This window comes from Butyrivibrio sp. INlla18, assembly GCF_900103635.1.
In the GTDB taxonomy this organism is placed as follows: Bacteria; Bacillota; Clostridia; order Lachnospirales; family Lachnospiraceae; genus Butyrivibrio.
Map to the genome: position 1 here is coordinate 16,045 of NZ_FMXK01000020.1, position 19,168 is coordinate 35,212.

Below are 19,168 nucleotides of genomic sequence, written 5' to 3' on the forward strand. Positions count from 1 at the left end.
CTTTAAATTACTGAGCAGGTCTTATCTTTGAAATATCCTGAACATAAAGAGGATAGAAAACATAACCTGTGAATTTCTTGTTAAGTGCTACAAAAGCTGGAAGATCCTGAATATATACATTAGCAGCATCTTCTGAAAGAATCTTAAGGCACTCTTTATAATACTTAGTCTTCTCTGCGTCGTCATTTGAAGCTACAGCCTTGGCATAAGCCTCATCATAAGCAGCTGAGCTATAGTTAAATGTGTTCTTACTTGATGTTGATACATATCTTGCAAGAAGAGCTGATGCAGAAAGTGTTGAAGCATCAAAACCAACTACTGTCGACTGATATTTCTTTTGCTTATAAACCTCATCAAGCCATGTGTTCCACTCAATTTCTTGAATGTTAGCTGTTACGCCAATATTCTTGAGTTCTTCAGAGATAACCTGTGCTGTATCAATATGCTGAGCATAGTTTGATGGAACCGTGATAGTAAACTCAAATCCATCAGGGTAGCCTGCTTCAGCAAGAAGAGCCTTAGCCTTTTCTATATCCTGATTGTAAGTGTCATTAAGGCTTGAATCATAGTACTTAGTAAATGCTGGGAACATAGCACTACCAATCTCAGTTCCTGCGCCATCAGATACAAAGTCCATGATCTCCTGTGGATCGATAGCGTAGCAAAGAGCCTGTCTAACTCTTACATCATCAAATGGCTTCTCAGCGTTGTTGAGGTAAAGAGCCTGTACAAGGTTCATTGTTCCCTCGTAGATCTCAAATTTATCAGAGAGCTGAGCTGCCTGAGTACTTGTAACTCTGGCGATCATATCAATAGAGCCACCCTCAAGGTCCATAACGATCGCATCGCTATTAGCCTCTACCTTGAACACTACGTCCTTGATATATGCCTTTTCGCCCCAATAATCATCAAATCTTGTTACCACGAAGTTCTCCTGTGGGGAACGTGATACAAACTTGTATGGGCCTGTACCGATAGGATTTGTATTCAAATCCTTGTTAGCTTCTGGAACAATCGCAACTGTAAGAAGTGGAAGGAATTCTGAATTAGCTTCCTTAAGCACTATCTCTACGTGACTGTCATCAACAATATTCACACTGTCAATACTGGAAAATGAAGAAATGAGTGGCTCGCTGCCATCTGCTCCTCTATTACGATCTATAGAATATTTGATATCCTCTACCGTAACTAAACTTCCATCGTGAAATTTGATTCCATCACGAAGTGTGAATGTGTATACCTTACTATCATCCGAAATCGTGTAATCACTGGCTACAGCAGGGATAAGATTACCGCTCTCATCAGGCTTGACTAAGCCTTCATAAACATTAAACAATACCTCCTGAATGCCTGCCCCTGTAGATGTGTGTGGGTCAAGCTCGCTGATGTCCTGAGGTACTCCAACGATAAGCTTAGAAAGATCATCTGACGTATTGGTAACATCTGAATCGGCTGTGCTAGTCACTGTTTCAGTGCTTGCCCCTGTGCCCTGGTCACCTTCCGTAGATTCTCCTGCCTTGTCACTTGAGCATCCGCTCAATGCAACAGTCAGTGTTGTTAACACGACTAGTAATAGTGAGGATACACTCCTTTTCATAAAACTCCTCTTAATCATGTTAAAATCTTCCTCCTATATTAAATTGTATAGCTCATTCCGAGCTCAAGGAAATATTATAGCCTTGACAAGTTTCTGTCAAGGCTATTAGCTTACTCTTTTTTTAGAAGTGGAACATTATTATCCGATGTATTAGCTATTGTTCCATCAGCCTCTTTTTTGAGAACTGACTTAAGCTCATCCATAAATGTATTCACATCCTTAAACTCTCTATAAACAGATGCAAATCTTACATATGCTACTGGATCAAGGTCTTGCATCTTGTCCATTACTATCTCACCGATAGCTCTGCTTGGAATCTCTTTCTGTTCCAGGTTGAATACTTCTGTTTCAACCGCATCCACCATCTTGGTGATCTGTTCTGCACTTACCGGTCTCTTGTGACAAGCTCTAAATACGCCTGCCTCTATCTTAGCCCTGTCATATGGCTCTCTGATATCACCCTTTTTAATAACAATAAGAGGAATAGTCTCTACCTTTTCATATGTGGTAAATCTTTTTCCACAGGAATCACAAACTCTTCTTCTCCTGATAGACGTATTTTCGTCAGCAGGTCTTGAATCAATTACTCTTGTATCATCCTTACCGCAGAATGGGCATTTCATAGCATTCCCTCCATTTTTATCAAAGTGATATCTCCACTATATCTTGGCTGCCATATAAGGCATCACACAATTTATTGTAGCATTATTTTTGCAATAATTCCACACTAAATAACGTTTTGCGCAGTAAGAAAGAATGTCGCTTGCGACATTCTCGCGCCGAGCGCGGTTGCATTTATGCAACATCTACCTATCGCGCGAGTGCGCATCCTTAGCGGAGCGTTTTTTATTGAATAGGAAATTCCTATTCAATAAAAAAGCCCTACTCAAATTATTGAGTAGGGCTAAATGCCGATATATCAATTATTTTCTCTGTAAGAAATCTGGGATCTTAAGAGATTTAGGCTCAACTGTGCTCTTGATCTCAGTTGGTCTATTGATCGTCATATTTGGTCTAGGAGTAGCTGCAACACCTTCTGTTGCAAATCCAATTGTTGATACGCTAGGCTGTGCCTGTGTGATTGGTGTAATTGGAGTAACTGGTGTAACAGGGACTGTAGCCATGTGAACTGGAGTTGCAGGAGTAATTGGGGTAGCTGTAGGCTGTGAAACAGGTGTAGCAACCTTGTTGATCCTGCTATTCTGTGTACCAGTTGCTGCCTTGTCATCAATTCCTGTAGCAATTACTGTAACTGTGCAAGAATCTGTCTTGCTCTCATCATACATAGCACCAAAGATAACGTTAACATCATCTCCAGCGAGGTTACGAACATAGTCGGAAGCCTCCTGTGCATCTGTAAGTGTGATGTCACCAGAAATGTTAATAATAACATCTGTTGCACCATTAACCTTTGTCTCAAGAAGTGGACTCTCTACTGCCATCTTAACAGCATCAGAAGCCTTGTCATCACCCTTACCAGTACCGATACCGATATGAGCAATACCCTTGTCCTTCATGACTGTCTGTACATCAGCAAAGTCAAGATTGATAACTGCTGGTACATTGATAAGGTCTGTAACACCCTGTACAGCCTGCTGAAGTACTTCATCAGCCTTCTTGAGTGCGTCAGGCATTGTAGTTCTTCTATCAACTATCTGAAGAAGCTTATCATTAGGAATGACGATAAGTGTATCTACATTTGTTCTAATATTAGAAATACCAAGCATAGCGTTCTGCATACGAACACGAGCTTCGAAACTGAAAGGCTTTGTAACAACACCAACAGTAAGAATACCCATCTCCTTAGCAAGCTTAGCTACGACAGGAGCTGCACCAGTACCAGTACCGCCACCCATACCACAGGTAACGAATACCATGTCTGCACCCTTAAGAGCTGCAGAAATCTCCTCTGAACTCTCCTCAGCAGCCTTCTGTCCAATTTCAGGCTTTGCACCAGCTCCAAGGCCCTTTGTAAGCTTCTCACCGATCTGTAAAAGCTTAGGGGCTTTGCAAAGCTGAAGCGCCTGTTTATCAGTATTAATACCGATGAACTCGACACCAGTAATATTCTCGTCTACCATTCTATTTACAGCATTATTACCTGCACCGCCAACCCCGACGACGATAATTCTGCAGGCGTTTTCTGCTTCATTTGACTTAATCTCCAGCAAAACAACTCCTCCTTCATAATCCTAAAGACTCCTATATGCTATGATACGATTTTTTTTGTTAATTATCAACCTGTTTTTTTTGAATAAATTTGTACCATTTAGTATACAATTTACTGTTTTTTCTCTTCGAAAGTAACATTTTTGGTGTCTTCATTAAAGTCTTTCATCTCCAAAATTCCACTCTTTCCTTCTAGGTTTGGCAGTATATATTGGAGCTGAATTATTTTTTCATCAATGTAATCTTTGGTTCCTATGCTTACTTCAATACCATCGAAATACAGATAAACATTATACTCACTATCGAAGAAAATCTTATTGGCCTGAAGATTGTATTTCGATAACAATTGAGTGATATCAAGTATTTCCTCAAAGACCTCCTGCTTTTCTACAGGAAGCTTTTCATGAATGATCACGTAGTTAAAGCTAAGTCCCAATACTTCAGGAACATTACTTGCAGCTTCAAGCGAGCTTTCTACCACTATTCCATCTCTGTCAAAGTACATATATCTGCCTAAATATGAGATATATCCGGCAACAGCCTTCTCATAGACATTTATCCTGACAGTATCTGGAGAAACGATCTCTACACTCATCTTCTCAATAAAAGGAACGCCTTCAATAGACTTATTCCTATACTTCAAAGAAAGATAAATAGAGTTATTGCACAGTTTGTCCGTCATGACCATATCTATGATCTCTTCATTGGTATAATGAGTATTACCAGAAACATAGACATTTGTGATGGTATAGTTGTCCCTAATGTAGGTTATCCCCAGGACTCCTACAATAAACACCGTGATCACAATGGCCATAATAATATAAAGACTCCTGTTGTATCGTAAGGAGTCCTTTATTATGTCGAAGATGCTTCTTCTATTTCTTTTTGTTTTTACTTTTTTGATCTTTCTTCTTTTCGCCATCCAAAAACAATCATCCTATATTTTTAGCTACATTAAGAGCCATTCCAATCTCTGCAAGCTGCATGATAACAGCGGAACCTCCGTAACTGATAAACGGAAGTGTGATACCTGTGTTAGGGATAGTGTTAGTTACAACCGCAATGTTCAGGATAACCTGAATTGCAATATGTCCCATAACTCCAATGACCAAAAGAGCTCCGAACATATCAGGAGCGTTATTGGCAATGATCATAAGTCTCCAGATAAGGAGCATGAACATGAGCATAACTGCTATTGCGCCAAAAAGTCCAAGCTCTTCACAGATGATAGAAAAGATCATATCGTTCTGAGCCTCAGGGATAAATCCCATCTTCTGCATACTCTCGCCAAGGCCTTTTCCGAATATTCCGCCTGAGCCAATGGCATAAAGAGCCTGAATAGTCTGGAAACCTTTTTCACTGGCGTAAGCTGCAGGATCAAGCCAAACTAAGATACGTTTAAAACGGTAGTTCATACCGCTTGAATTAGCTGAATTAGCAACGATCAAAACGATCACAGTTGCCAGGGCAATGACTGATAAAGCAGCTATCACATACTTTTTGTATCCAGGTGTTGAGATAAAAAGCATGATAACAGCAATTCCCATGATGATAATAGCTGAACTAAGGTTCTTGGTAATACCATATACCATCAGTGCTAAAAGAGCTGGGAATCCAAGGGTTGTAAGATATCCCTTTGGATCAAGCAATTTACGCTTAAGCGTAACAATGATCGTAGCAGTAAATACAATAACAGCAAACTTGGCGATCTCTGCCGGCTGGATGGATATTCCCATGATGAAGATCCATCTTTTAGCGTGGTTGATCTCTCTTCCGAAAGGAATGAGAAGAAGCAAAAGAACCGCCGCACCTATATAGATAGGAAATGCCAACTTTTTAAGTAGTCCATATGGGAAATAGGACAAAAAGATCATGAGAGCAAGGCCAATAAGTGTCGGTACAAGCTGATGTTTGAAATAGTAGGCAGAATCCCCATAATCAAGATTAGCTTCATATGAACTTGTAGAATATAGCATTACTAGACCAAAGGCCAGTAGGAACAAAATAATAAAGATAAGGCTATAGTCAACGTATGATTCAACCTTTGGTTTTTTCAAAAATCTGGTCTTTTCCACTTTTACCCCTCAGACAATTAGTTAATCAGATAATTTATTTACGTACTCCTTAAATCTCTTACCTCGAGTCTCATAGTTAGGGAACATATCCCAACTAGCGCAGGCTGGAGAAAGAAGTACTGCATCTCCTGGCTCAGCTGACTCTGTGCAGAACTCAAGAGCTTCTTCATAGGTATCTTTAAATACAAACTTAGTAAATCCATGCTTTTTAGCGCACTCTGCTATCTTTTCTCTGGTCTGACCAATGAGAACAAGAAGCTTAACTGTATCTCCAAAGCACTGGATCCACTCATCATACTCGCTACCTTTGTCATAGCCACCGCCTATAAGGATAGTTGGTTTACTCATAGCTCTGATGCCCTGGATAGCAGCATCTGGATTAGTGCCCTTAGAATCATTGTAGTAATCAACCCCCTTCTTGGTTGCTACATACTCAATTCTATGTTCAACTGCCTTAAAGGTTCTGATAACTTCAAGAATAGTTGCAAGAGGAACTCCCATAGCAAGTGAAATTGCTATAGCAGCCATCACGTTCTGAATATTGCACTCTCCTACAAGGTTCATATCATGAATGTTCATGACCTTCATAGGATTTCCTGCTGTGCTAAGGAATATCTCTTCTCCATCAAGATAGAAACCATCCTGCAGTTTTTCCTTAGTTGAGAAAAATACTACCTTTGCTGGGCAACGGCTTCCAAAGTCTCTTGTATATTCGTTGTCATAATTAAGGACGCAGGTATCATCCTTTGTCTGTCTGTTTGTAACATTCTCCTTCATGGCTGCGTAGCATTCCATGGTGTGATGTCTGTTAAGATGATCTGGTGTGATATTAAGGATTGCAGATACATTGGCATGGAAATTATCCACAGCCTCTAACTGGAATGAACTGATCTCACCAGTTGTAACTGAATCCTCTTTCATAAGAAGTGCACTCTCAGCGTATGAAACTCCAATATTACCAACAACATAAGTATCTGCGAAATGAGCTTTCATGATCTCGCCCACAAGAGTTGTTGTAGTTGTCTTTCCATTTGTTCCAGTGATGGCGATAACTTTGCCCTTTGCAAAATTGTAGGCAAGCTCGATCTCGCTCCAGATAGGAATATTCTTTTCCTTAATTCTCATAACTGTAGGAGCATCAAGAGGTACCGCAGGGCTAGGAACTGTAAGAGCTATTGTGTCAAGAACTTCATCTGACAACTCGCCAATGATAATCTTGGTGCTATCTCTATCCTCTTCGTGGAGCTTAGCTCTGATATCGTCTTCTGTAACTTTAGTGTTCTCTTCAAGCATTACAGGAACGGCTCCAACCTGATTTAAAAGTCTAACTGAACCTACTCCTGATAAACCTGATCCAATTACAAGTACGTTTTTTCCAATAATATCTGCTGCTTTCATTTACTTCTTCCTTATTGTATCGCTAGTTATTTTATAGTCCCATATATGCTATAAGGCACAGTAGCAATGTTACTGTGGTGAATACATTAACAACCTTAGTCTCAGACCAGCCACCTTTTTCAAAGTGATGGTGAATAGGCGCCATTCTAAAGATTCTTTTGCCATGTGTGATCTTGAAGAATGAAACCTGAAGAATAACTGATATAACTTCAAATGCATAAATAAATCCGACGATCACGATGAAAATAGGCATATGCATAACATACGCTATTCCTGTAACAAAGCCTCCTATTGCAAGAGAACCTGTATCGCCCATCATAACCTTACCTGGATATACGTTATATACAAGGTATCCCAAAAGAGCTCCCATCATAGCAGAAGACATAACCTCTGCTCCTGTTGCTCCGTAGAACATACCAGCTATTGCGAAAAATCCTGCTACTACAGCAGTTACAGATGCGCAAAGACCATCTACACCATCTGTAAAGTTTGTTCCATTAACTGTTCCAAGTGTGATAAAGAAAAGGATTGGAATATTCCAGAATCCAAAATCTACCATCTTGTCCGTAAATGGGATCTTCATAGCAAGTGAAAGATCTGTAAACTGTTCAATATAAAAAGCAAATATAACAGTTACAAGGAACTGACCAGCCATCTTCTGCCAAGCACGAAGGCCAAGATTATGCTTTTTGACTACCTTGATATAATCATCAATAAATCCGATGATACCTGAACCAAAGGTTAATATCAGAACAGGAATAACCTCTTTGTGAAATGCTCCATAGCACAGTCCAATAACAAGGAATGGAATAAGGAAAATAATACCACCCATTGTTGGTGTTCCAGTCTTTTTCTGGTGGGATTCAAGACCTTCCTCACGCTCTGTCTGTCCAGCCTTGAGCTTTCTAAGCATTTTGATGATACTTGGTCCAATAAGCACTGATGCAGCAAAAGATCCAAGTACAGGTATAAGTGTTCTAAGTAAATAACCGTTCATCTCTATAAACCTCTAAAATTTAATTACCGCCCTCTGAGGATGCAGTATTTGATGCTTCATTAAAATCAGGAAGATCATCTCCTCCAAGAACAGCTCCGCTATCAGGATCAACCATATTGCCAGTATTAGGATCCACAAGATATCCTGTTGCAGGATCCTTTGAGAATGACTCCCAGATTGAAGATCTGTCTTTTTCTTCTACAGTTTCTTCTGAAGAGCTCTCTGTAGCTGCCTCTTCTGTCTCTTCAGCATTTTCTTCTGTCTGCTCTTCTGCATTTTCTGAAACATATGTTGTAACAAGCTGCTCACGAAGCTCTGCAAGCTCTGCCTGTTCCTTCTCTGAAAGTTCCTCAGTCATAGGGAAGTTAAGATAAGGAAGAGCCTCTGTAAGGATTGCTCTTACAATCCTAGTTGCATACTTGGCATCAGCCTGATATGTAACATTAGGTCTGTCAACTACTACATAGATTGCAATCTGTGGATCGTCAGCAGGTGCATACCCCATAAATGATACTACATACTGATGATTTCCACGAGGAAGTGTCTGCGCAGTTCCTGTCTTACCGCCAATCATGTAACCGGCAGGTCTGGCAGTCTTACCAGTACCCTCTTCACCTGCAACTACTTTGTTGCAATACTGAACAATCTTGTCTGATGTACTCTGTGATATAGTCTGCCTTAATATTCTAGGTTCAATATTCTTAATTGTAGCACCGCTACTTGAAACAATCTTTTTCACGATATGAGGTTCATAATAATAGCCACCATTTATCAATGAACAAAATCCAGTGATCATCTCGATCATATCTACGTTGAAGCCCTGTCCAAAAGAGTTAGTGGCAAGGTCAGTAGGCGTCATGTTGGCTGCGCTGTATGTAAGGCCTTCTGTTCTTGCCTCACCTGCAAGGTCAATGTTGGTCTTAAGTCCAAAGCCAAAATCCTTCTGGAACTTGGTAAAGGTATTAACTCCTGTAGCCTGAGCAACATACATCATAGCTACGTTACAAGAGATCTCGATACCTCTTTCTACTGAAACAGCGCCATCACCATAGGTATTGTGGCACTTGATCTCCCATCCACCAACTTCAAGAAATCCTTTGCAGTTATACACCTCATCACCTGTGATAGATCCACTTTCAAGGGCAGTTGCAACTGTAAATGGCTTGGCGACAGATCCTGGCTCATAAGTATCTGAAATACAGTAGTTCTTCCACAATGCATTGTAGTTCTGATAAAGTACTTCATCAGAGAAGCCATCTATCATCTCCTGAGTAATATAAACACCCGAATCAAAGACAGATTCGCCCTTAACCTTATTTCCTTTCTCATCAACAGAAGGCATACCGATAAGTCTTGATGTATCTCTTGGATTATTAAGATCAAAGAATGGATAGCTGGCCATAGCAAGGATCTCACCAGTGTTGACATCCATCATGATACAACCTACGTTATTGGCACCATTACCCTGTCTCGCATTATTGGCGTAGGTATCATTAAATTCCTGAAGATGTCTCTCTACTATATTCTGAAGATTACCATCGATAGTAGTTACGATGCTGTCTCCATCAGTAGCAGGAATTGTTGTTCTCTCAAGCTGCGAGTCATCATCAAGATAACCATATTCTCTACCAGGTGTTCCGCTAAGCACACTATTATAGTACTCTTCTAGACCGTACATACCATTATTATCACTTGATGTAAATCCGATGATATCGCAGGCAAGAGTATTGTTTGGATACTTTCTGATATAACCAGCTTCAAACCAGACACCCTGGATATTCTCATCATAAGTATCTGAGCCAATAGTTATAAGTCCCTGGAACTCACTTATCTGATCGTAAGTAAGTTTTTTGGCTAATATGTAGTACTGTGAACCTGGGTGATCCTGCAAATATGATCTAATCTCACCTGCATCAAGACCAAAACACTTTACCAGTGCCTTGATGGTTGGTTCAACATATTTATCGTTTCTAAGAAGGAGCTTAGCATCCAGAATAACGTTATAAACCTTTTCACTATATGCAAGTACTGTATTATTGGCATCTAATATCTCCCCTCTTCTAAAAGGGAGTGTAGTAGAGTCATACTGCTGCTGTGACAATACCTGCTTTTGATATTCCTCACCGTTATTCTTGGTTATAAGGATAAGCCTAACCCCTAACCCAACGAAAGCCAGTAGTACTAATACAAAAAGTACCACCAGCTTTTTCTTCATTCCTATAGTAAATTTCTGCGCGTTTTTAACTTTCCTTTGTTTCATTACAACATAAAATCCTTCCAATCACACCTAACAATTATATCCACTTTTAGTAGGTTGTGGCAACTTTTTTAATTAACTGTTTCCTGTGGGATTGGAGCAAGCTGACGAACGTAGTCATTTCCGCCACCATCGGAGTATGACACGATCTGTCCTTCAGTAGCATAAGTCATTCCATACTCTGAAATAGCTATTCTCTTTACTTCCTCAAGATCGATGCTGCCGTTAGCTCTATTATATGCCTCATCGTTGTCCTGCTTAAGAGTGTTAAGCTGACTCTCAAGCTTAGCAATGTTCTTTACTGAATTCTGTACCTGTGACTGCAAGGAAATATACCATGCAAGTGTTCCAACCATCATCATCATCGCAAGAGATAAGAATACAAGGTATCCAAAGCTCATGTGATGTCTTTTTCTATTTGGCTGAGGCTCATGAACATGGACATGTTCTCTTCTTCTATCAGGCTCATTTACTTTTCTAACTGTGTTTCCACGAATATACTCGTTAGCCATGTTTGGCCTCCTTTCTCTTCTTTAATATTTTTTATCAAGCTTTTTCAAATACTCTCAGCTTAGCGCTTTGAGATCTCTTATTTTCTGCCAGTTCTTTTTCTGAAGGTAAAATAGGTTTTCTTGTTATTACCTTTCCCTTAGACACCTTGCCGCAAACACATACCGGAAAATCTGGCGGGCAAGTACAAGGGTTTTCGTTTTTTCTGAAATTGTTCTTGGTAATTCTATCTTCCAGAGAATGAAATGTTATTACGCAAAGCCTTCCACCTGGATTTAAAAAATCTATGAATCCATCAAGTGAGTTCTGAAGTACATCCAGTTCTCTGTTAAGTGCAATTCTGATTGCCTGATAAGTTCTCTTGGAAGGATGTCCTCCCTTTTCTCTCATCTTGGCAGGTATGGCAGCCTTAATGATGTCGTTTAACTGTCCTGTTGTCTCAATTGGTGCCTTAGCTCTCTCTATACAGATATGCTTGGCTATATTCTTGGCAAATTTATCTTCGCCGTAATCTCTAATAATATGAAAGATCTCTGTCTCCGAATAGTCATTGACGATATCTCTTGCTGTAAGAGGCTGCCTCTGATCCATTCTCATATCAAGCGGGACATCTTCTTTATAAGTAAATCCCCTCTCAGCGTTATCAAGCTGATAGGATGAAACTCCAAGGTCAAGTAATATTCCGTCTACGCCCTTAACTCCAAGTTCCTTGAGTCTTGCAACTGCGTTTTCATAATTATCTCTGATGATCGTAACCTTATCCCCAAAGGGTTCAAGTCTCTTGGTAGCTGCTGCTATTGCATCCTCATCCTGATCCGTTCCATACAGGTGTCCGTTCTCACTAAGCCTCTCAGCAATGTGTGATGAATGTCCTGCGCCCCCAAGAGTTCCGTCAAGATATATTCCATCAGGTTTGATATTCAGATTGTCCAGACACTCCTCAAGGAGTACCGAATAATGTTTAAATTCCATTTATCTTCCTTATATACTCAATCCGTACTCGCTCATCTTAGCTGCAATACTATTGATGTCATCAAAGGTACTTGCCTTCTCCCACTCAGCCTTACTCCAAATCTCGGCTCTGTTACCAACGCCTGCGATAACGGCTTCTTTTTCAATCTTGGCGTGTTGTAAGAGGTTGGCTGGTAAAAGAATTCTTCCCTGCTTGTCAGTTTCTGCATCAATCGCACCTGCGATGAAGAATCTTCCAAGCATTCTGGCTTCCGGCTTATCCATAGGTAGTGATTGGAGTTTAGCTTCGAACTGTTCCCAGCCCTCTTCAGCAAACACAAAAAGGCATCCGTCAAAGCCTTTGGTAACTACGAATTGGTCACCCAGAAGCTCGCGGAATTTTGCAGGTATTATGAGTCTTCCCTTAGCATCGATGAAATGACTATATTCGCCTTTAAATGCTGTTCCCACTTATCTACCACTTTCAACCACTTTTTGCCACTTTTTACCACCTGAGATTATTATAAACTAACTTTTTGCTTAAAACAATAGATTTTTCCTAGGTTTCTATAAAAAAAAGATAAAGTCTGTTATTTGTGTTTTGGCAAAAAAATAACCACAAATAATTGTGGTTGGAAGTAAAAAAAAGAAAAAGTGGGCCTCGGGGACGGGGTTAGTGGTTCATTTTGCTTTGCAAAATGAACCACTAACCCCGTCCCCGAGGCCCACTTTTTCTTTTTCTCAATTTTCTTTTTCTATTTTCTCAGTAGCTCCAGTCCTCATAAGCCTGAGCCTTACTACCACTTCTGCAACAACTGCAAAGATCACAAGACAGATAGCAAGCATCTGTGATACAGGAAGTCCTGTAGTATGCATGATAAGCTGATCTGTTCTAAGCCCCTCGATCCATGCTCTTCCAAGTCCATATCCACCAAGATAAAGAAGCATTATCTCGCCATCAAACTTCTTGTGTTTTAAATATAGAAGAAGCAGAATCAAAAGTCCCAAATTCCACATACTCTCATAAAGGAATGTTGGGCTAACTTGAACGTAATTGGTGGCAGCACTCATATGCTCTTTCATAAGCTCTGTGATCTCGCCACCTCTTACCATTTCTACAGGAAGTCTCATGGCAAAAAGGCCGTTTGTGTATTCACCAAAAGCTTCTCTGTTGGTGAAATTACCCCATCTTCCCATAGTCTGGCCCAGAAGTAATCCATACATGCAAGTATCAGCCATCTTGAGGAAGCTGGTCTTCTTTATCTTGCAATAGATCGCAGCTGTCAAAAAACCTGCTATAACGCCGCCATAGATCGCAAGGCCGCCATTTCTTATATTCAGAATGCTGATCGGGTCATCTTTGTAATAGTCCCAGGCAAAAAATACATAGTATAACCTGGCACCTATTATAGAAAAGACAATCACATAAGTTGCCACATCCCAATATGTATCAGGATTCTGACCAGTCTTTTTGGCTACATTTGTGATAAGTATCAGCGCAAGAAAGAATCCAAAGCCAATGATCACGCCATAAAGAGCTATGGTAAAACCAAAGATAGTAAAACTTTTAGGGACATTCTCTAAATATATATTCAGATTAGGAAAAGCAATGTCCATCTTTCCCATTATATCTGGCATAAAATCCTCCTATTAGACGTTGAATCTAAACAGGATCACATCTCCATCCTGAACAACGTACTCTTTTCCTTCCATACGTACAAGGCCTTTTTCCTTAGCTGCAGGAATTGATCCTTCACGAAGAAGATCCTCATAATTGATAACTTCAGCCTTGATGAATCCTCTTTCGAAGTCTGTATGAATCTTACCAGCTGCCTGTGGAGCCTTAGTTCCAATCTTAATTGTCCAAGCTCTTGTCTCATCTTCACCAGATGTAAGGAAGCTCATAAGTCCAAGTGTTCTGTAGCTTGCTGCAATAAGCTTATCAAGACCTGACTCGGAAAGTCCAAGGCTCTCAAGGAACTCAGCCTTCTCATCCTCATCAAGCTCAGAAATCTCAGCCTCTATCTGAGCACTGATAACAAACACTTCGCTACCTGACTTAGCTGCAAGCTCTCTTACAGCTGCAACATACTTATTAGAAGCGCCATCATCTGCAAGGTCATCATCCTTAACATTAGCTGCGTAAATAACTGGCTTCCATGTAAGAAGATCAAGGCTGTTTACAAATGCCTTATCATCTGGATCTTCGATCTCAAGTTCTCTAGCCATCTTATTATCTTCAAGGACAGCCTTAATCTTTTCGAGAATCTCAAGTTCTTTGGCTGCAGTCTTGTCCATTCTTGCAAGCTTAGCAACCTTGGCAATTCTACGCTCTAGTACCTCAAGGTCAGCAAAGATAAGCTCTAAGTTAATTGTCTCGATATCTCTTGCTGGATCAACGCTGCCATCAACGTGAACTACGTTAGTATCCTCAAAGCATCTAACTACGTGAACGATAGCATCTGTCTCACGAATATTTGCAAGGAACTGGTTTCCAAGTCCCTCACCCTTTGATGCTCCCTTTACAAGGCCAGCAATATCAACGAATTCGATAGTAGCTGGTGTAACCTTCTTGGAATGATATAAATCTCCAAGAGCCTTAAGTCTCTTATCTGGAACTGCTACAATTCCAACGTTAGGATCGATTGTCGCAAATGGATAGTTTGCAGCAAGCGCTCCAGCGTTTGTAAGTGAATTAAAAAGTGTGCTCTTACCTACGTTAGGTAATCCTACAATGCCTAGTTTCATTTTTTCTTATATCTCCTTCTAAAAAGCTTGATTTTAAGCCATTTCTTACGTTTTCAAAATAATCTTGTGCCAATTTTGTTGGAACAAAACCTCAATTATAGTATCACAATCCATGGAATATCTCCACCCTAGAAATCAAACAAATAGACCAGTACCGACTGGGCGTCTCACAGAGTACTGGCCTATGTAAGGTTATTATTTCAGGATTTCTTCATCTAATAAAAACTGCTCAATCCCAATATAAGTAATACCGTTATCATCTTGCCATGGTTTCAAATAATCTCTGACAACAACTATCTTGCTAAATGAATCAGGTATGCGTTTAAGTGATGCAATTTCCTGTTCCCTTTTTTCAGGATCAGCAATGCTCAGTGCTGATTGAATATAGAATCTTTTATTTCCCTTATTAACAACAAAATCAACTTCAAGCTGCTTTCTAATTTTCTTACCATCTGAATCTTTAGTATTATATTCAACCACGCCTACATCCACATTTAAGCCTCTTCGAATCAAATCATTATAGATAATATTTTCCATGATATGAGTTTCTTCTAACTGTCTGAATTCTAACCTAGCATTCCGAAGTCCCATATCACAGTAATAGTACTTAGCTGGTGTACCGATATACTTGCGTCCTTTTACATCATATCTGACAGCTTTTTTTATAAGAAATGAATCTTCAAAATATCCAATGTATTTATCTATTGTTTCAGATCCAACTGAAATTTGCCTTTCGCTTTTAAATGTGTTTGCCAACTTACTAGGATTCGTCAACGAGCCAATCGAGGAAGCTAATACATCTAATAAAACATCAAGAACCTCGGAGTTATTTTTTATTTTATGTCGCTCAATAACATCTCTAATATAGGTTCTTTCAAATAGATCCTTAAGATACTTTCCTTTTTCTTCATGCGTACTTAAGGTTGCTAAATAAGGCATGCCTCCATATGTGTAATAATCTTGCCATGCACCTCTTTTATCACCTTCATAAACCTCATAAAACTCTGCAAATGATAAAGGATATACTCTTATTTCATCGCCTCGATCTCTAAACTGAGTTAAGACATCTGATGAAAGCATCTTTGAATTACTTCCAGTAACATACACATCCACATTCGTAATCTTCATAAGCCCCATAATCACATCTATAAATGTAATCTTCGCTTCAGGATCATCTACATATGGGTTTCTAATTTCAGAAACAAACTGGATTTCATCAATAAAAACGTAATATCTTTTTTTATCATCAATAATCTTTTCTCTAATGTATTTATCTAATTCAATAGGATTTCGATATTTTGCATATTCCAAGGTATCCAACGCAAGGGTGATAATATTACTTTCTTTTACACCTTCAGACAATAAATACTCCTTGTAAAGTTGAAATAATAATACCGACTTGCCACATCGTCTCATTCCTGTAATGATTTTTACACGACCATTATCTCTTTTTTTTATTAATTGATCTAAATACTGCTTTCTTGCAAACATTTTAACCTCACGACATTTTTGCGGCTATCCGCATTTTTTTCATGTATATATTATAACATTCCTAACCTGCATTACAATAATTCACATGAAATTTTTGCGGATATCCACAATTTTTTCATGGATAATAATAGACCAGCACTTGCTGGGCGTCCCCAGGGTACTGGCCTATGTAAGGTTCTATTTAGTTTTGTCCGACAAACTGGAATTTATCGATGCCTTTTTCCAGAAAAAGAGCTCTACAAACTACGATTTTATCGGGTCATCATTTCCTCAAGCTAATCTCCCCTGTTGCAGGATCCATTCCGTCAACTATTGCAAGAGATTCAAGTCTGTAGCCCAAGTTTCTTATTATCTGTCCGCCAGACTGGAAGCCCTTTTCTATAGCTATACCAATGCCTGCTACTGAGGCACCTGCGCTATTTATGATTGAAATAAGTCCCTGCAATGCGCATCCATTTGCAAGGAAATCGTCGATGATGAGAACCTTGTCATTCTCATTAAGGAACTTTTTGGATACGATAACATTGTTCTTGTTTTTGTGGGTAAAAGACTCTACTTCTGCAGTATACATTTCACCATCAAGATTGACGCTCTGTGTCTTTTTAGCAAAAACAACTGGAACATTAAAGTGTCTTGCTGCTACGCAGGCAATACCTATGCCTGATGCTTCGATAGTCAGAATCTTATTTATCTCAACACCCTCAAATCTTTTTGCCCATTCTGCGCCCATCTCATCAAAGAGCTCAACGTCCAATTGATGATTTAAGAAGCTGTCTACCTTTAATATGTTGCCCTCTTTAACAACACCGTCTTTTAAAATTCTCTCTTCAAGACAATTCATCTCTATATCCTCTTTATCTATATATTAAGATTATAATTCTTTATCTTTCTTCGCGGAAGTAATTGGTTCCAAGACTCTTTGGAGGCTGATCCTCTCTCTTGTTTCTCATACTAGTAATAACAAGAACTACTAAAGTTACAATATAAGGAATCATCTTATATAGCTCTTTATACTCAGTATGTGTTCCAGAAGGAAGATACAAGTACAAAATATAAAGTCCACCAAAAAGGATTGAAGACAAAATACCAATGTCAGGCTTCCAGATAGTAAAGATAACAAGCGCAATAGCAAGCCATCCTCTGTCGCCAAAGGCATCATTGGACCATACGCCGCATGCATAATCCATTACATAGTATAATCCGCCAAGTCCAGCGATCATACAACCAAGACATGTTGAAACATATTTGTATTTCTTTACATCAATACCAGCTGCGTCCGCTGCTGCAGGATCTTCGCCAACAGCACGAAGGTGAAGGCCTACTCTTGTCTTTTTAAGCACATAAGCACAGATCAATGCAATGATAATAGCTACATATGCCAAAAATCCGTATGATAAGAACACTTTGCCAAACCAGCCTGTTTTTGATGCAAAAGGAAGGCTCTTACTAAAATAAGCAGAAGTTGCTGACAGTGAAATTGATGGAACATCAGCACCTGCAAGCTTTATGAGTGATCCCCCAAAGAAATTACCAAAACCTATACCAAAGGTAGTCATGGCAAGACCAGTAACATTTTGATTTGCCCTTAAGCTAACGGTCAAAAAGCAATATAAAAGTCCCATTAAAAGAGATCCTATAAGCGCACACATAAGAGGTATAAAGATTGCAAAGAAACCATTTAACTCTCCTGATGCACAAGACTGTTCATAGAAAAATGATCCTATAACACCGCTTATTGCGCCTACATACATAACACCAGGAATTCCAAGATTTAAGTTTCCTGATTTTTCTGTGATCGTCTCACCTGTACTTCCAAGAAGCAGAGGAACGCCCTGCTGTACAGCTCTTGGTATAAATGCAACCAAACTAAACATTATGCGTTCTCCTTTCCTAAATCTTTACGTGCTACAATCTTATATCTGATAAAAAACTCACATCCAATAATAAAGAACAAGATGATTCCAGTCAGAATATCTGCAAAGCTCTGATTAAGCTCAAAGGCTGTAGATATTTCGCTGGCGCCTCTGCCCATGAAAATGATAAGAAGGCTAGTAAAGATCATTGCGATCGGATTAAACTTGGCAAGCCAAGAAACCATAACACCTGTAAAGCCCTGACCATCAGAAATAGTTGTGGTTATCGTATGGTTAATACCTCCAACCAAAAGAAGTCCTGCCAAGCCGCAGATTGCTCCAGATAGTAACATGGTCCTGATAATAACCTTCTCAACGCTGATACCTACGTATCTAGCTGTATTCTGGCTTTCACCAACTACTTCTATCTCATATCCATGTTTGGTATATTTCAGATAGATCATCATTCCAATGGTTACAACGGTAGCAACGATAATACTTAAAAGATATTTGTTGCCGACATTTGGAAGCCAGCCAACGTTTGAATTCTGATTAATGATACCAATCTTACCTGATCCCTTAGGAACTTCCCAAACTATAGTAAAGTACGCTACAAGCTGAGTTGCGATATAGTTCATCATCAAGGTAGAAAGAGTTTCATTTGTATTCCACATAGCTTTAAAAAGTGCTGGGATAACTCCCCATATAGCACCTGCCAATATAGAAGTAACGACCATAAGAAGGATCACAACTGCATTTGGAAGCTTGTCCGCTAATGTGATCATACAAGTTGCAGCCGCAAGACCTCCCATAAGTACCTGTCCTTCACCACCGACATTCCAAAACTGCATTTTAAATGCAGGTGTAAGTGCCAGAGAAATAATAAGAAGAACAGCAACATACTGCAGTGTTATCCAGGTTTTTCTCTGGGTACCAAATGCCCCTTTGAAGATTGTTGCAAATATGGATATTGGATTGTCGCCTGTGCAGACCATAGTGATTATTGCGCATAACAAAAGAGCTGACAGAATTGCAACTACCCTAATGATCCACGCTTCTTTGCCGTTTATATCTGCTCTTTTTACAATATGATAACGAGGCTCTTTTACTTTCTGTTCCATT

General features: G+C 39.5%; 17 protein-coding genes. All 17 read right to left on the reverse strand.

From position 1 onward, the window contains the following. Positions 1 to 7: 7 nt before the first annotated feature. The 17 genes from BLS24_RS13265 to BLS24_RS13345 all read right to left on the reverse strand — a co-directional run bounded on the left by BLS24_RS13265 (position 8) and on the right by BLS24_RS13345 (position 19,167). Positions 8 to 1,597, reverse strand: coding sequence for an ABC transporter substrate-binding protein (locus tag BLS24_RS13265; RefSeq protein ID WP_091760106.1), 1,590 nt, complete (start codon positions 1,595 to 1,597; stop codon positions 8 to 10). 110 nt (positions 1,598 to 1,707) lie between these two features. Continuing rightward, positions 1,708 to 2,220, reverse strand: a complete 513-nt coding sequence (gene nrdR / locus BLS24_RS13270) for a transcriptional regulator NrdR (protein ID WP_091760109.1) — start codon at positions 2,218 to 2,220, stop codon at positions 1,708 to 1,710. Between the two features lie 300 nt (positions 2,221 to 2,520). After that, complete coding sequence (gene ftsZ / locus BLS24_RS13275; protein ID WP_091760112.1) at positions 2,521 to 3,768, reverse strand: cell division protein FtsZ; 1,248 nt, start codon at positions 3,766 to 3,768, stop codon at positions 2,521 to 2,523. A gap of 110 nt (positions 3,769 to 3,878) precedes the next feature. Beyond that, positions 3,879 to 4,580, reverse strand: coding sequence for a cell division protein FtsQ/DivIB (locus BLS24_RS13280; protein ID WP_242872307.1), 702 nt, complete (start codon positions 4,578 to 4,580; stop codon positions 3,879 to 3,881). 118 nt (positions 4,581 to 4,698) lie between these two features. Next, a complete protein-coding gene (locus tag BLS24_RS13285) occupies positions 4,699 to 5,841 on the reverse strand; it encodes an FtsW/RodA/SpoVE family cell cycle protein (protein WP_091760119.1) in 1,143 nt (380 codons plus the stop codon). 21 nt (positions 5,842 to 5,862) lie between these two features. Further along, positions 5,863 to 7,239, reverse strand: a complete 1,377-nt coding sequence (murD, locus tag BLS24_RS13290) for a UDP-N-acetylmuramoyl-L-alanine--D-glutamate ligase (RefSeq protein ID WP_091760122.1) — start codon at positions 7,237 to 7,239, stop codon at positions 5,863 to 5,865. Positions 7,240 to 7,270: 31 nt separating this feature from the next. Beyond that, complete coding sequence (mraY, locus tag BLS24_RS13295) at positions 7,271 to 8,236, reverse strand: phospho-N-acetylmuramoyl-pentapeptide-transferase (protein ID WP_091760125.1); 966 nt, start codon at positions 8,234 to 8,236, stop codon at positions 7,271 to 7,273. Between the two features lie 19 nt (positions 8,237 to 8,255). Beyond that, the gene (locus BLS24_RS13300; protein WP_091760128.1) at positions 8,256 to 10,496 is read right to left on the reverse strand and encodes a penicillin-binding transpeptidase domain-containing protein; all 2,241 of its coding nucleotides are present in this window, start codon (positions 10,494 to 10,496) and stop codon (positions 8,256 to 8,258) included. 68 nt (positions 10,497 to 10,564) lie between these two features. Next, positions 10,565 to 11,005, reverse strand: a complete 441-nt coding sequence (locus BLS24_RS13305) for a cell division protein FtsL (protein WP_091760130.1) — start codon at positions 11,003 to 11,005, stop codon at positions 10,565 to 10,567. 34 nt (positions 11,006 to 11,039) lie between these two features. After that, positions 11,040 to 11,975 (reverse strand): 16S rRNA (cytosine(1402)-N(4))-methyltransferase RsmH, encoded by a 936-nt coding sequence (gene rsmH, locus BLS24_RS13310; RefSeq protein WP_091760132.1) that lies wholly within the window; start codon positions 11,973 to 11,975, stop codon positions 11,040 to 11,042. A 9-nt stretch (positions 11,976 to 11,984) separates the two neighbouring features. Next, positions 11,985 to 12,425 carry a division/cell wall cluster transcriptional repressor MraZ gene (gene mraZ, locus BLS24_RS13315; RefSeq protein WP_091760135.1) on the reverse strand — a complete coding sequence of 147 codons (441 nt, stop codon included), beginning with the start codon at positions 12,423 to 12,425 and terminating at the stop codon, positions 11,985 to 11,987. A gap of 270 nt (positions 12,426 to 12,695) precedes the next feature. After that, complete coding sequence (gene lgt, locus BLS24_RS13320) at positions 12,696 to 13,592, reverse strand: prolipoprotein diacylglyceryl transferase (protein WP_091760139.1); 897 nt, start codon at positions 13,590 to 13,592, stop codon at positions 12,696 to 12,698. A 12-nt stretch (positions 13,593 to 13,604) separates the two neighbouring features. Then, positions 13,605 to 14,702 carry a redox-regulated ATPase YchF gene (gene ychF / locus BLS24_RS13325; RefSeq protein ID WP_091760142.1) on the reverse strand — a complete coding sequence of 366 codons (1,098 nt, stop codon included), beginning with the start codon at positions 14,700 to 14,702 and terminating at the stop codon, positions 13,605 to 13,607. Positions 14,703 to 14,897: 195 nt separating this feature from the next. Then, complete coding sequence (locus tag BLS24_RS13330; RefSeq protein ID WP_091760144.1) at positions 14,898 to 16,193, reverse strand: ATP-binding protein; 1,296 nt, start codon at positions 16,191 to 16,193, stop codon at positions 14,898 to 14,900. 262 nt (positions 16,194 to 16,455) lie between these two features. After that, on the reverse strand, positions 16,456 to 17,034 hold the full coding sequence (locus BLS24_RS13335; protein ID WP_091760147.1) for a xanthine phosphoribosyltransferase: 579 nt from the start codon (positions 17,032 to 17,034) through the stop codon (positions 16,456 to 16,458). A 40-nt stretch (positions 17,035 to 17,074) separates the two neighbouring features. Then, a complete protein-coding gene (locus BLS24_RS13340; protein WP_091760150.1) occupies positions 17,075 to 18,067 on the reverse strand; it encodes an ABC transporter permease in 993 nt (330 codons plus the stop codon). Then, positions 18,067 to 19,167 carry an ABC transporter permease gene (locus BLS24_RS13345; RefSeq protein WP_091760153.1) on the reverse strand — a complete coding sequence of 367 codons (1,101 nt, stop codon included), beginning with the start codon at positions 19,165 to 19,167 and terminating at the stop codon, positions 18,067 to 18,069. Before BLS24_RS13345 ends, BLS24_RS13340 begins: the two co-directional genes overlap by 1 nt. Position 19,168: the final 1 nt, after the last annotated feature.

Bases quoted from the DNA above. Each gene is read 5' to 3' on its own strand.
- BLS24_RS13265 (WP_091760106.1), bottom strand. From the start codon at position 1,597: ATGAAAAGGAGTGTATCCTCACTATTACTAGTCGTGTTAACAACACTG.
- nrdR (WP_091760109.1), bottom strand. From the start codon at position 2,220: ATGAAATGCCCATTCTGCGGTAAGGATGATACAAGAGTAATTGATTCA.
- BLS24_RS13280 (WP_242872307.1), bottom strand. From the start codon at position 4,580: ATGGCCATTGTGATCACGGTGTTTATTGTAGGAGTCCTGGGGATAACC.
- murD (WP_091760122.1), bottom strand. From the start codon at position 7,239: ATGAAAGCAGCAGATATTATTGGAAAAAACGTACTTGTAATTGGATCA.
- mraY (WP_091760125.1), bottom strand. From the start codon at position 8,236: ATGAACGGTTATTTACTTAGAACACTTATACCTGTACTTGGATCTTTT.
- BLS24_RS13300 (WP_091760128.1), bottom strand. From the start codon at position 10,496: ATGAAACAAAGGAAAGTTAAAAACGCGCAGAAATTTACTATAGGAATG.
- BLS24_RS13305 (WP_091760130.1), bottom strand. From the start codon at position 11,005: ATGGCTAACGAGTATATTCGTGGAAACACAGTTAGAAAAGTAAATGAG.
- rsmH (WP_091760132.1), bottom strand. From the start codon at position 11,975: ATGGAATTTAAACATTATTCGGTACTCCTTGAGGAGTGTCTGGACAAT.
- lgt (WP_091760139.1), bottom strand. From the start codon at position 13,592: ATGCCAGATATAATGGGAAAGATGGACATTGCTTTTCCTAATCTGAAT.
- ychF (WP_091760142.1), bottom strand. From the start codon at position 14,702: ATGAAACTAGGCATTGTAGGATTACCTAACGTAGGTAAGAGCACACTT.
- BLS24_RS13330 (WP_091760144.1), bottom strand. From the start codon at position 16,193: ATGTTTGCAAGAAAGCAGTATTTAGATCAATTAATAAAAAAAAGAGAT.
- BLS24_RS13335 (WP_091760147.1), bottom strand. From the start codon at position 17,034: ATGAATTGTCTTGAAGAGAGAATTTTAAAAGACGGTGTTGTTAAAGAG.
- BLS24_RS13340 (WP_091760150.1), bottom strand. From the start codon at position 18,067: ATGTTTAGTTTGGTTGCATTTATACCAAGAGCTGTACAGCAGGGCGTT.
- BLS24_RS13345 (WP_091760153.1), bottom strand. From the start codon at position 19,167: ATGGAACAGAAAGTAAAAGAGCCTCGTTATCATATTGTAAAAAGAGCA.